We start from the raw sequence: 13,127 nt of genomic DNA, 5'->3' as shown, positions 1-13,127 counted from the left end.
GCCTAGCGCCTTATCTCGCGCCAACTCATTCTCTGGTCGGCGGGTTTCCGTGTATAGACCCGACGAAGGGTGCCATCGGATGCGGGAACAATGTAATAGGCCGTGTCATTGGCCGGATCCGTCTGATGTGAGGCCTCGCCGGGAATGCCCTTGGCGATCAGCAGCCCCGACGCGCCGATAAGTTTGTCGTTGCGCAGAAAATAGTCGTTGACATTCAGTTGCTTGTCGCCATTCAGGTCGAACGCAGCGTAGTCGGTGCGGCCGCCCGTTTCGCGATTGAGCAGCATGAAATAACCGCTGCCACTGGCCGAGCAGGTCTCGATGTTTGGAATCGCGGTGCTGAAGGCGATCGTGTCACGCTCGACGCGACTGTTGGTGATGACCATCTCGCCGGAATTGGACGACAGGTCGAGATACCAGCCTCTCTTGCCGTCGGGGTCGCTTTGATCATCGCTTGTCTGATAGTCCACCGGGTTGTCACTGACCAGACGATAGACATCTCCGTTCTTGGTAGGCGTTTCGAGAATTGTCTGCGCCTGGAGCCGCGATTTCGGGATATCGCTGACCAATGCGGTCTGATATGTCGGGTTACCAGTCGGCCCGTCGTTGAACGTGAATACGTCGACATCCTGGATGCCGTAGAAAGTGTTGATCGTATCGACTTTGGCTTCCCGATCGTTCTCTTCGAGATATTTTCCGGTTCCGAAATAGACCATCACGCCGTAGCTGCGCCCGTATGAATGCACGGCCACCTGCGGTTGCGTCGTGATCGGCTGCGGCGTGCCGTCGGAATCGGTCGCGGTGAACAAGGGGTCGCCGTCAAGACCGACTTTCCAATCATTCCTGGATTTGCTGGTCAGATCGAATTTCCAGACGTTGCCCTGCAGGTCACCTGCGTAGATATAGTCGGTAATGAAATCACCGTCCAGATCCACAGGAAATACCTCGCCCAATCCGTTTTTCTTGGCGTCATCATCACTCCCACAGGCGCCACGCGTCGCGCCTTGCGCAAGCTTTGCTTCCAACGCGGGGAGCGGGATGCTCACAGTGATTCCTAGCAGGCAAATATCAATTTTGTTGTTTCCATTTCCTTTTCCGTTGCCATTGCTGTTGCCGTTTTGTGATGAACTGCCTGTGGATCCGACGCCGGTATCGATCCGCTTTATCAGACTCCCGTCCTTGATATCGACGATGAACAACTGGGCTTTGCCACCGTCGCTGTTGTAACCGTTGCCAAAGACTGCGGCCCAGCGGCCATCGTGCAAGCGTACGATCGAGGGCTGGCCAAAGCTGTAGCCGAGTTCGTCGTCCTCGAATTCCCATTGGACGATCTGGTCGGCGTTGTTCTCCGAGAAATCATCGGGCTTGGTGATGTCCAGCGCATAGACACTGCGCCCGCCCGCGCCGAGCGCGCCGACGAGCACGGTATGCCACGCGTTGTCGATAATCACGTCCCCCGAAGCCGGGCTGTCGTCGACGTAGTAGCGATGCTTGTAATTGCTTTGTGTCAACGTGCTCAGACCCGAAAGTACAGCGCCGGGGATGAACGCGATCCTTTCGTCACCGGTTTTCGCATCGAATCCGTGCAGCATGCCGTCATTGGCCCCGACATAAATCGTTGGAGACCGGCTGGCCGCGGCGCCCTGGGCAAAATTGATATATGGCTCGGCTATATCTTCCGCGGTGCGCTCATTGCCATCGTACAGCAGGTCGTTCCAGTCGTTGGGATAACGTACGCGGTTGGGCGCGCCCACGTAGAGCGGATCCGAATGGACGATATCGCCGAGAATATTATTGTTGCGATTGCGTAATGTGCCGCCGGACGCTCTTTCGTCGGTTCGCACTCCGCGGACGAAATTCAGTTCGGTCTCGGTGAGTTCGGGGCAGCCATTCCTCAACCGATTGAAGCGCAACGGTACGGTGGTACGGGCCGCATTGCTGTTGCCGCAATTGCTGCGCGTACGAGTCAGTATCACGCGGTCGTCCGGGTTCTTGTGATTGGTCAAGCGATCCGCCGCATCCCAGCTCTGGTCGCCGAACTCGCCATCCGTTCCGGTCTGCGGTAACGCGTAAAGGTTGCCGGTCCACGCGCCGGCGACAAACTTGGCCTGGTAGGCCGCTGAGTCGGTCGTCAGGCTCGAACTATCGAGCGAAACACTGGTAGCGGAGCCCGTATCGCCGAGAATACGCTCCAGCGCGGTAGTGAACTTGTCGGCGATCTCTGCCGGCGTTTCAGCGTTGAGCAGTTGGCCGCGCGTATTGATCGTTGCATGCCAGAGATCGTCGATCTGCTTCTTGCTTCGTCCTCCCGAATTGACGTCCGGCCAGGCGGGTGGGTTGCTGTACGGGTTATTGTTCTGTGCCGCGTGGTTCTCGAAATCGTTGAAGATCGTACCGGTCTGATTCAGCGTGACGCCGAACGTACTCATATGCAGATCGGTTTCGCAGTCCAGACGCGGGTCCGGATTCGGCTTCTTGCATTCTTCGGATACCCGCAGGATGCCTTTCTCGGCGACATCCAGATCCGTGTAGTACTTCATCGCGATATCGGCCATCGTATTCGACCGGCTGTCGGCAAACGGCGAGCGATAGTTGCCGTCGACGTTGCCGACACCGCTGCCGGTGTCGGGGTTCGAATAACCGTCGGTAAACAGGATGGCGAAGTTGCGCTGACAAGGGGCAGTGATGATTGACGGCAGATCGCCGCGCCCTTTGCCCTCGAGTTGGCGTCCCAGGTGCTGTATCGCTTCGCGGTTGGGTGTGCCGCGATTTCCGGAATAGTCGATGTTGAATATATTGCTATAGAACTGGGCACGCTGATCCTGGTCATCCAGATCCTTCATCGTCAGATTGTTGCGATTGTTGATCGTGCAACTGCCGACACGGATATCGTTGATGCGATCGAATGCCGCAACGATGCCACCACGCGTAGCCAAGTTGCGTTTACGATAGAAAGTGAACCAGTTCGCGAAGCTCTGGATGGCTTTTGTATAGGCCGCGGGAGACGTGAAATTGTCGGGCTTGATCTCGTAGCCGACGAGCGTCTCCCCATTGGGACCTTTGCCCTCGACCGTCCTGTCCGCCTTGTAGCCGTAGTTGGCCGGCAGACTCGCGTCGCCTTCCTTTCGATCGTTGGCCGCCTTGAGATAGAAGGTGGCCGGAAAATAGCTGATATTTCGGTTGCCCGTATTCGTGACCGTTTCATCGGAACCAGTGGGTATGTCCCCCAAACGACTGAGTTGGTAGTCAGGGCCGTAACCGTACTCTGTACCAAAAAATCTGAAGTAGCAGTAATAGCCCCCGAAAATCGAACGTAGCGGAGTCTGCACATCTTTGGTGTTCGGGTTGTAGCAAACGTACCCATCGAGAGCGTTGACGCCGGGTGGCAACGTACCACCATTGCCATTACCTGGAATCACCATGCCCCGTTCGAAATAGAACGTACCGTTGTGGGGCTGGGTCAGATCAAGGGTCGGCTGCTTCAATGGATCGTATCGGGCGTTGTTCGCGGGCTCATCGGGCCGTTTATCGCGCGAGCCGTCGCTTTTCAGCCAGGGCGAATAGGTGTCGAAGGAGGACGGATTAAAATAGGCCTTGTTGTAGTCGGCGGCGCGGGCAAATGCGGTTTCGGGTATAGGTGGAATCGTACGATCGTCCCCGGCCTGGACATGCGTATATCCGTTGGCTGTCGGAAATATATAGCCGTACTTGTCGCCATTGTTGCGAAAGGCGCCGTCGTTGGTGGTCGTCGGATACTGACTGTCGTTGGAGTCCCAGTAGAGCCAGCCTTCATCGGTCGGGAACAGCGTCTCGAGATCCATGGAGCCGGAGTCGTCGACGGCGACCAGCACATTGGGCTTGGCGTTCGTGCCGGAAAACAGCGGCGAGGCCGCCAGGTCCAGGTCATCAGCGGCCCATGCCAACGATGAACCGGCAAGCATGACGGCCAGTGTGACTGTCGCACAATGTCGAAGCCCTGATCTTTTGCTCATGTGATATGCCCGAACTCGTGCGTCAATAGTGTTTTTCGTAAAGGCTTTGCGTCACAGCGATGGCGGCCGGGTTCTGGCCTTGTGCGCGTGCCGTGATTCGATAGACAAGCGAGCCGTCACAAACGGCGCGACTGTCGGGATTCAGATCCCGTGCCAGACACTGGTAGTCTTCGAGGTAGTACTGAACTGCGCTCATATCGGCGTCGAGCGTATAGGCCAGTGCCTCGTTCAAGGCCCACAATCTCGGACTCAGAAACGCCACCGGGTCTGTCTTCTCGGCGCTGGTCGCGAACATGTCGTTCTTGCGCCAGAGTTTGACATCGAGGTCGTGGCTACCCTGGTCGTCGTTGTTCCGGACCTTGACCGACACTGTGGTGTTCGGCGTCTGCACCTTGTCGAAGGCGGTATCGCCGAGAAGCGACTCGCCCTGACGCAACGCCGCGTCCGCCGCTTGTCGAGCACGTGATTTCTCGCGCTGGTTGGACGCCATGCGTTCCTGAATGGTGGTGGAATTGATCGCCGACACGGCGAGCAACGTGATCACCACGAGAAAAACCAGACTGGTCACGAGGATGAAACCGCGGGATGTCTGCGCTGTGAGGCGCTGGTATCGGTGGGTCATGGCAGGCTGTTCCGCAAGGCAATCGTCTGGTCCAGCAGCAGTCGGCCGCGTCGGTCGGTGAATGTCTGCGTCGAGCGGTCGCTGAAGCTGAATTGTTGCGCGCTCGCCGTGGGCAGAAGGTTTTCCTGTGGGGCACTACGCAGCAACAATTGCACGCGGACGCTGCGGATCTGCGTGGCATCGAAGCCGGTTAGATCGGACACATAGCGGTCGACGCCCGTGGTCGAGTTGTCGGTATCCAGGCCGTAACGGACTTCGAAACGGTCCACGTTTTCCACCAACGGCTGACGATCGCCGCCGATTACGTGACAGATAAGTGCATCGTCGTCGTTGACGTACAACTCGAAACTCGTTTCCTGCGGCTCGTCGGTCGTGCCGATGGCGGTGCCTCGGCAATTGTGCACGCCGCCTTCGCCCTGGAAACGCACCCGCAGGGTGTCGCTCTGACCGCGCGTGTTGGCTTGCCCGCTGACCACCGCGCCCTCGGCGAACTGGGTGCCGAACTCGGGGAAAAGGTGGGTTTCGCTGCTATCCAGTTCTGTTCGATACCCGGCATGGGCAACCGTGTTTTCGAGGATGAAACTGGCAAGGCGAGCGTTTTCCTGCAGGTGTGCCTTGCTGCGTTGCGCATCGAAGCTTTCGCGGTTGCCCAGCAGTATCTGCAGTACACCGGCCAGCAGCAGCAGGCCCACCACGAGAGCGACCATCAATTCGACGAGGCTGAAGCCGGCCGATGAACTGTTCAGGCGAGCAGGCCTGATCATGGCCGGATGGTGGTTATGAAACATTGATTGCCGATGTTCGTGTGAAGATCCGAATCGCATGCCGCAAGTCCGGCAGCAGGCGCGGAGGTCGGCTGACCGCCCGCAGACGGCGCCGCGCGCTCATCCCATCCGATCGTCACCGTGTAGGCGCGGCAGGGGTCGCCTGAGGCAACCGGCGGGGTAGTGCAGTCGACGTACCCCCGGCCGTTCGGCAAGTACCCCTTGATATCGTTCGAGTCGCCACCGATGGCACGATCCCATTCCCAGGCATCCAGTGCGGCCATCTGTTGCGCCGTACAAAGCGTCTTTGCACAGTCCGGGGAGGGCATGGCCGCGCCATCTTTTGCGGGGTGCGCGATGGCGTCGTATTCACCGTCCGCCGCACCATCGGGGTTTGCGCGAATCCGGTCTGCGATATCGTCTGCAGCGATGCTGGCAAGGCTTCGGGACTCCGAGGTCTGCGTGTTGACGACCGAAACCGTCTGAAGACCCAGCAATCCGAGCAAACCGATTGAAATGACCACAAGCGCCACCAGCGCTTCAAGCAGCGTGAATCCGCGAGCGGCTATCGTTGGTTGGGCCACGCGCTTCATGACGACGTGTCCCTTTCGACTTCCACACGGCCCGTCACGGCAATGCCGATGGTGGTCGACTGTGTGCCTTCGCTCGTTGTGGCCACGAACGTGCGATTGCCGCTTAACGTGAATCCACTTGAATTGAAGCTCAGCGGCGCTGTTTCGGTTGTCATGAGGCTGAACCCGGCATCGGCAGCGCCGTGAGCCCTGAGCAGCTGGCTCGTTGCAGGGGTCGGGTTCACTGTGGCCGGATCGTTGGCGACATACAGCACCCAACCCTGGCTCCAGTCACCGTCGGTCGAGCAGCTCGTCTGGTTGCGGCTGCTGCATATGAAGACGTCCTGACCGCGCGTGACGGCCTGTGCGCGTGCGTAGTTGAGATCGCCCACGAGATCGTTGACGTTGGCCGCGAGGGCATTGCGCTGGACCATGCTTCGATAGGATGGAATCGCTACGGCGAGCAGGATCGCGGCCACGGCTATCGTCACGATGAGCTCGAGCAGCGTGAACCCGCCGGCTCTGTCGACCCTGAACGCAGCTTTGGTGTGATTATCCGCCATGCCCGGATCTATCGGACCGTGCCGTGTTTTCCTTATGGCAGATCCGACCAGCGACCATTACGCGCCGATGAACGGCGATGGAAGCGGGGTCTGACATGCAGGATTGGGCGCAAGGGAGATGCGGATGGTGCCGGGGAGAGGAATCGAACCTCCGACCTACTAATTACGAATCAGTTGCTCTACCGACTGAGCTACCCCGGCCCGGGATCGGCAAGGCGCGGATTATAGAGAATCATCCTGCATTGAACAACGCACCATACGAACGATTCGCTGCGGGCTCGTATGTTGAAGGGGTTTCCCGAAAAAGGCAGCCCTTGTGGGGCCGCCTTTTAGGTTGGTGGACGAAGTTCTCGCGCCCGACTCGGGATCAGTCGACGGTGGCGTCAGCGAGCTCGGGCGTGAACGTCGGCGCCGTGCGGGGGCTCGCGACCTGTTCGTAGCCGTAGGCGATTCGAATCAATGTCGGTTCGTCGAATTCGCGTGCGAGCATTTCCATGCCCACGGGCAGGACGGGGTCCGTGTCCGCCATGCCGGCCGGCATGGTCAGGGCCGGAAAGCCGGAGAACGGACTCAGGCGATTGTTGCTGCCTGTGCTCGGCGAGCTGCCGAGTTCGGGCGCCAGGCTCAGTACCGACGGATACAGGAGCACGTCGTAGGGGGCGCCCAGCGCGTTGGCCGAGGCGTCGTCCGCGTCGCGGTTGTTCAGAATGCGCAGCAGACCACCGCGGACAATACCCGGGCGCTCCTCTAGATTCCGTTGGTAGGCGGCGCGATAGGCGACGGCTTCCTCGCTGTTGTCGTCGGTGTTTTCGATGGCGCGGCCGATGGCACCGTAGAAATCGAAGGTCCCCTGATTACGCTCTTCGTAGAGCATGCTGGCGGCGACTTCGTCAAAGCTGCGGTAGTGATAATCGCCGCTCGACGGCCAGGTCATGAGATAGGACGTCAGATCGTTGCGGAATTCGTAGCGCGAGTTGCTATCGAAATTGGTCAGATCGGAAAGCACGACGTTGCGCTGGGCCAGATCGTCGGCGGTGAGTATGTCCACGGTTGCACCGGCATCACGCATTCGCTCTATAGCGGCCATCAGGACGCTCTGTACCTGTGCGTTTTCGCCGCTGCCGTCGCCGAACAGGGGCATGAGCGCTGCGATACGCACGCCGTCGAGGCCATCCGCGGCGAGGAAGTCGGTATAGGTCGCCGGCCGGTTGGTGACCATTTCGTACTGCTCGGCGCTGTCGATGAGCGGCGAATCATAGGCGAACTGCTGGCGCTGGTTGCTGGTGGCGCCGGGGTCGAACCCGGTCATGGCGTCGAGCATGAGCGCGCAGTCCTCGACGGTGCGGCAGATGGGGCCGCCGGTGTCCTGAGACGCAGCCAGCGGCACGATGCCGTCCTGGCTCACCAAGCGAAGGCTCGGGCGGATACCTACCAAGCCCTCGAGGCTCGACGGTACGCGGATAGAGCCACCGGTGTCGGAGCCGGTGCCGGCCATGGCAAAACTCGCCGCAATCGCGGCACCGGTGCCGGACGAAGATCCGCCCGGACCCTTGGTCGGATCATAGGCGTTCTTGACCTGGCCGCGAATCGAACTGCTGCCGCGGAAACCGAAGGCGAATTCGTCGAGGTTGGCTTTGCCGAGTACCAGCCCGCCCGCGTTGACGATGCCGGCCACCGAGAACGCATCGTCCGGGGTCTGGTTGTAGGCCAGGGCGATGCCGCCGGCGGTGGTGGTGATGTCCTGGGTATCGAAGTTGTCTTTCAACAGTACCGGCACACAGTGCAGCGGGCCGGTGAAGCCATCGCGCTCGAACGCCAGATCCAGCTGATTGGCTCGGTCCATGGCCTGCGGGTTGATGCGAATCACACTGCGCAGTTCGGGGCCGGCGCTGTCGTAGGCATTGATCCTATCGATATAGCCCTGCACCAGGGTCTTGCAGGTCAGCGTGCCGTCGCTCATGGCGGCACGCGCCTGTGCGATCGTGCCCTCTACGAACGAGAAGTTGGCGGGATCGGTGGGCGTTGTCGGCGGCGTAGAATCGTTGTCTGCCGTGCTGTCGTTGTCAGAGTCGCCGCAACCGGCGAGCAGCGCCGACAGTATCAGCGTGAAAGCCCAAAGCTTCGTGTGCATCTGGTTCCCTCGAATATGTAATGGATGCGTTGTGCCGAATGGCCGCAAGGTAGAAGTGGTCCACGCGCATTAACGAAAATGCGCGCGCCCCCGGAATGCTGAAATGCAATTCCAATGCCAACGCGTCGGTTTGCAGCGGATGCTGTCTCGAAAACTTGCGTCCACACCGTCTTGTTCCGGACAATACGCCGCGTCGACGTGCCGCCGGCTCAACAAGCGCAACGCACGTTGTACGGCCTTGCTTTGGCCGGGTCCGCGGAGAGGTGGCAGAGCGGTTGAATGCACCGGTCTTGAAAACCGGCAGGGGTTCATACCCCTCGTGGGTTCGAATCCCACCCTCTCCGCCATTTCTGGTTTGGCCGGCGCGGGTTCTCGTTGATCCATTTTTTGCGGTAAAATCCCGCGAAATTGGCTCACTTACGGACTCGCGCATGCACGAAAAAGCACTTATCGATACCGCCAAGGCACTCGTCGCCGACGGCAAGGGCATTCTCGCCGCCGACGAATCGACCGGCACGATCAAGAAACGGCTCGACGGCATTGGCGTCGAATCCACCGAAGCCACGCGCCAGGCCTATCGCAATCTGCTGTTCACGACAGAGGGTTCCGAGGACTTCATCAGCGGCGTGATCCTGTTCGAGGAGACGCTGTTCCAGAAAGCCGACGACGGCACGTTGTTTTCCAAACTGCTCGCCGACAAGGGCGTGATTCCGGGCATCAAGGTCGACAAGGGCGCCAAGCCGCTGGCGGGCAGCCCCGAGGAAATGATCACCGAAGGCCTGGACGGCCTGCGTGATCGTCTCAAGGAATACGCGGATGCGGGTGCGCGCTTCGCCAAGTGGCGCGCCGTCATCGATATCACCGACGAGCGCCCCACGGATTACTGCATCGGCGTCAACGCCAACGCGCTGGCCCGCTACGCCGCGCTGTGCCAGGAAGCCGGCATCGTGCCGATCGTGGAGCCGGAAGTCCTGATGGACGGAGAGAACACGCTCGAGCGCTGCGAACAAGTCACCGACCGTGTGCTCGATGCGGTTTTCACGGAGCTCAAGCAGCAGCAGATCCTGCTCGAAGGCATGCTGCTCAAGCCGAACATGGTCATCTCAGGCAAGAAATGCGGCCAGCAGGCCGATGTGGCTCAGGTGGCGGACGCGACCCTGCGTTGTCTGCGGCGCCGGGTGCCGGCCGCCGTGCCGGGCATCGTCTTCCTGTCCGGCGGACAGAGCGATGAAGTGGCCACTGCGCATCTGAATGCAATGAACAAGCGCGGCCCGCATGCCTGGAAGCTGTCGTTTTCATACGGCCGTGCCCTCCAGGCGCCTGCGCTGGATGCGTGGCGTGGCAAGCCCGAGAATATCGAGGCCGCCCAGAAGGCGTATTTCAAGCGTGCGCGCAACAACTCGGCCGCCGCCCGCGGCGAGTACAGCGCCGATATGGAAAGCGCTGCCTAGTCACAGGCCAGCGTCTGCGTGAAAAGCCCGGACATGTTCCGGGCTTTTTTTATGCCGCGGGATCGCGATGACGACCAGTCTCTGGTTGGGTGTGTGGAGCGCGGCTCGAGTCAAAACGGGCGGCAGAGCGACGTGTTGATTCGACTCATGACTAACGAATCTGCGCGGCGGCGACAAAAAAAAGCCGGCGCGAACGCCGGCTCTCATCGGTAACGATGGCGCGAATCAGTCGCCGGACATCATCGTATCGACATTGTTCAGGCCTGCGTCGTAGACGCTGGTAATGACCGTTTTCGCCTTGTCGGCGGTCTGGCCCTCGGCGGGGTCGAACTGGCCCTTCCAGATCAGGCGCGATCGCTCGTCGCCTTCGGCTTCCACCGCGATCGTGGACACATAGTTGGACACCGGCAGCACGCCACCGAGGATCTTGTAGCTATAGCTCATGCCCGCGTCGTCCCAGCTGATCAGCTGTTCGTCCACGGTGCCGCCGTCGCTCAGGGTCAGATGACGTTGGGCGCCGGGCTTGTTGTTTTCGCCCTTGGCGATATCGCTGCTTTCAACGGCGGGATGCCAGAGACTGAGTGCATCGAAATCGCGGACCGTGCTCCACACCTCGTCGGGCGCAGCGTCGATCACCTTGCTCTGGGTCACGGTGATACTGCCTTTCTTGGCGTGATCGGCCATGGCCGAGGCATCCTTGTCGGCGGCGAACGCAGGGGTGGCCAGAAGGGCCGACACGCAGGTCGTCAGGACAAGGGTGGCGGTGGTATTGAAGCGCTTGGCGCGAATATTCATTCAATGCTCCTCGATACTATTGTTGTTGATTTCGTCGCACCGCGAACCGGGGCGCACGACGGTCAATGTATACCGGGGTTATGCGCATTACCAAAAGATCTTTCGATAGGTCTGCCACGGTGCCCGGGCTTTGCCGTAAAGTGCGCGTGTAACCGATACCCATATTCACGGAGTGTAGTCGATGCCCAATACAGCGCTTTCGCGCCGATCCCGCGGGGTCGCGCTCGTTTTGATGATGTGTGTGGTGATGTCGCTGGCCGGCTGCGGCGTCAACAACATTCCGACCTACGACGAACAGGTCAACGCGGCCTGGGCGCAGGTCGAGAACCAGTACCAGCGGCGTGCGGATCTGGTGCCCAATCTGGTGGAAACGGTCAAGGGCTTCGCCAATCAGGAACGCGAGACGCTGACCGCCGTAATCGAGGCGCGGTCCAAGGCGACGTCGATCCAGGTAGATGACAGCATTCTCGACAATCCGCAGAAACTCCAACAGTTCCAGCAGGCGCAGGGCGAGCTTTCGAGCGCGCTGAGCCGTCTGATGGCCGTGTCCGAACGCTATCCTGATCTCAAGTCCAATCAGAATTTCCTGGCGCTGCAGTCCCAGCTTGAAGGCACCGAAAATCGGATCGCCGTGGCGCGTCGCGATTTCATCCAGGCGGTGCAACGCTATAACACCGAGCTGCGCACGTTCCCCGGCAAGCTGTGGCATATGGTGCTGTATAGCGATATGCAGCCACATGCCAATTTCCAGGCGACGGCAGAAAACGCGGACCAGGCACCGAAGGTCAGTTTCTGATGCGGCGATGGTTGGCCATCGTCGTCTTTTCAGCATTGTTCGTCGCGGGCAACGCCCAGGCGGCACCCGAGTTTCCCGAACTGACCGGGCGCGTTGTCGACAACGCGGCCCTGCTCGACGGCGCTCAGCAGGCCCGTATCAGCGACATGCTCGAAGCGCATGAGCAGAAAACGGGTGAACAGATCGTCGTCGTCACCGTACCGGATCTCGGCGGCGAGCCGATCGAGGACTATGGCTACCAGCTCGGTCGCCACTGGGGCATCGGCGACAAGGATAGTGACAACGGCGCGCTGCTGATCGTAGCCAAAGCCGAGCACAAGATTCGTATCGAGGCGGGTTACGGCCTGGAAGGGCGGCTCACCGACGCCCAGTCATCGGTCATCATCAACAACATCATCACGCCCGCGTTTCGTCAGGGCGATTTCGCCCAGGGTATCGCCGATGGCACCGCGGCCATGATCCGCGTGCTGGGTGGCGACCCGTTGGCCGAACCCGAGCAGCGATCGGATGGCCAGCACGAGCGGCCGTCGATTCTCAAATCGTTCGGCTTTTTCGGCCTGATGATCGTGATCATGCTGTTGTTCGGTAGCGGCGGTGGTGGCGGCAAGGGCGGGCGGCGCAGACGCTCCATGCTCGGCGTGCCGATCCTGATGGGCGGCGGTTTTGGTGGTGGTAGCAGTGGCGGTTTCGGTGGCGGCGGATTCTCCGGCGGCGGCGGTGGTTTTGGCGGCGGCGGCGCGTCCGGCGGCTGGTAAGAGAGATACCTGACAATGTCCATGCTTGATGACAACGAACGTGCCCGTGTTGCCGACGCCATAGACCGGATCGAACGCGAGACCGACGCGGAACTGGTGACGGTACTGGCCCCTCAGGCCGACGATTATCGATATATCCCGCTGCTGTGGGCAGGCCTGATCGCGTTGATCGTGCCCGGGGCCGTCCTGTTCTTTACTACCGCCATGCATGCGAGCACGCTGCTGTTGCTGCAGTGGGCGGTATTCGTGCTGCTGGCGCTGGTGTTCCGGGTTCCGGCGGTAACAACACGCCTGATCCCGCGCAAGATCCGTCACTGGCGCGCGTCGAATCTTGCCCGACGACAGTTCCTGGAGCAGAACCTGCACCACACCACGGCCGGCACAGGCATGCTCATATTCGTGTCCGAGGCCGAGCGTTATGTCGAGATTCTGGTCGATCGCGGCATTTCCGCGCGCCTGGACGACAGCACCTGGGCATCGATCGTCGAACGTTTTACCGTCCAGGTCGGCAAAGGCGAGACGCTGGCCGGCTTTCTGGACTGCATCGAGGCCTGCGGTGGCCATCTGAAGACGGCCGTTCCCGCGACGCACGAACGCAATGAACTGCCCAATCGTCTGGTTGTGCTGGAGTAAGCGTCTTCGTTGTAGGAATCGTGTGGGCGAGAGCGCGCGGATTCGTGTCAGAT

Annotated in this window: 11 protein-coding genes and 2 tRNA genes; 5 read left to right on the top strand and 8 right to left on the bottom strand. The window is 60.3% G+C overall.

Going from position 1 to position 13,127, the window contains the following annotated elements; translation table 11 throughout:
* Positions 1-2: 2 nt before the first annotated feature.
* From ACFOSU_RS11175 to ACFOSU_RS11145, 7 genes are all read right to left on the bottom strand, one after another.
* Entirely contained in the window at positions 3-3,992 is a 3,990-nt protein-coding gene (locus tag ACFOSU_RS11175) for a pilus assembly protein (protein ID WP_380689593.1), read from the bottom strand.
* Positions 3,993-4,014: 22 nt separating this feature from the next.
* Positions 4,015-4,614 (bottom strand): pilus assembly PilX family protein, encoded by a 600-nt coding sequence (locus tag ACFOSU_RS11170; RefSeq protein ID WP_380689591.1) that lies wholly within the window; start codon positions 4,612-4,614, stop codon positions 4,015-4,017.
* A complete protein-coding gene (locus ACFOSU_RS11165) occupies positions 4,611-5,402 on the bottom strand; it encodes a PilW family protein (RefSeq protein WP_380689589.1) in 792 nt (263 codons plus the stop codon). The genes ACFOSU_RS11170 and ACFOSU_RS11165 overlap by 4 nt, the downstream gene beginning before the upstream one ends.
* Entirely contained in the window at positions 5,375-5,971 is a 597-nt protein-coding gene (gene pilV / locus ACFOSU_RS11160) for a type IV pilus modification protein PilV (RefSeq protein ID WP_380689587.1), read from the bottom strand. Before pilV ends, ACFOSU_RS11165 begins: the two co-directional genes overlap by 28 nt.
* On the bottom strand, positions 5,968-6,513 hold the full coding sequence (locus tag ACFOSU_RS11155; RefSeq protein WP_380689585.1) for a GspH/FimT family pseudopilin: 546 nt from the start codon (positions 6,511-6,513) through the stop codon (positions 5,968-5,970). Before ACFOSU_RS11155 ends, pilV begins: the two co-directional genes overlap by 4 nt.
* 125 nt (positions 6,514-6,638) lie before the next feature.
* Positions 6,639-6,714 (bottom strand) — tRNA-Thr (locus tag ACFOSU_RS11150).
* 166 nt (positions 6,715-6,880) lie between these two features.
* A complete protein-coding gene (locus ACFOSU_RS11145; RefSeq protein ID WP_380689583.1) occupies positions 6,881-8,644 on the bottom strand; it encodes an amidase in 1,764 nt (587 codons plus the stop codon).
* A 257-nt stretch (positions 8,645-8,901) separates the two neighbouring features.
* Between ACFOSU_RS11145 and ACFOSU_RS11140 the strand changes: the two genes are divergently transcribed.
* Both ACFOSU_RS11140 and ACFOSU_RS11135 read left to right on the top strand, forming a co-directional pair.
* Positions 8,902-8,991 (top strand) — tRNA-Ser (locus tag ACFOSU_RS11140).
* Positions 8,992-9,075: 84 nt separating this feature from the next.
* Positions 9,076-10,095 (top strand): class I fructose-bisphosphate aldolase, encoded by a 1,020-nt coding sequence (locus ACFOSU_RS11135; RefSeq protein ID WP_380689581.1) that lies wholly within the window; start codon positions 9,076-9,078, stop codon positions 10,093-10,095.
* A 225-nt stretch (positions 10,096-10,320) separates the two neighbouring features.
* Here the strand turns inward: ACFOSU_RS11135 and ACFOSU_RS11130 are convergent, their stop codons facing one another.
* The gene (locus ACFOSU_RS11130) at positions 10,321-10,890 is read right to left on the bottom strand and encodes an SRPBCC family protein (RefSeq protein WP_380689579.1); all 570 of its coding nucleotides are present in this window, start codon (positions 10,888-10,890) and stop codon (positions 10,321-10,323) included.
* Positions 10,891-11,122: 232 nt separating this feature from the next.
* On the opposite strand from ACFOSU_RS11130, the gene ACFOSU_RS11125 reads away from it, so the two are divergent.
* The 3 genes from ACFOSU_RS11125 to ACFOSU_RS11115 are packed head-to-tail and all read left to right on the top strand — an operon-like array spanning position 11,123 to position 13,074.
* Complete coding sequence (locus ACFOSU_RS11125) at positions 11,123-11,686, top strand: LemA family protein (protein ID WP_380690019.1); 564 nt, start codon at positions 11,123-11,125, stop codon at positions 11,684-11,686.
* Complete coding sequence (locus ACFOSU_RS11120; protein ID WP_380689577.1) at positions 11,686-12,441, top strand: TPM domain-containing protein; 756 nt, start codon at positions 11,686-11,688, stop codon at positions 12,439-12,441. Before ACFOSU_RS11125 ends, ACFOSU_RS11120 begins: the two co-directional genes overlap by 1 nt.
* A 15-nt stretch (positions 12,442-12,456) precedes the next feature.
* Positions 12,457-13,074 carry a TPM domain-containing protein gene (locus ACFOSU_RS11115; protein ID WP_380689575.1) on the top strand — a complete coding sequence of 206 codons (618 nt, stop codon included), beginning with the start codon at positions 12,457-12,459 and terminating at the stop codon, positions 13,072-13,074.
* Positions 13,075-13,127: the final 53 nt, after the last annotated feature.

The organism is Salinisphaera aquimarina, from assembly GCF_042643355.1.
GTDB lineage: Bacteria > Pseudomonadota > Gammaproteobacteria > Nevskiales > Salinisphaeraceae > Salinisphaera > Salinisphaera aquimarina.
Note: the sequence above shows the minus strand (reverse complement) of the source record. Positions and strands in the feature narration are given on the sequence as shown.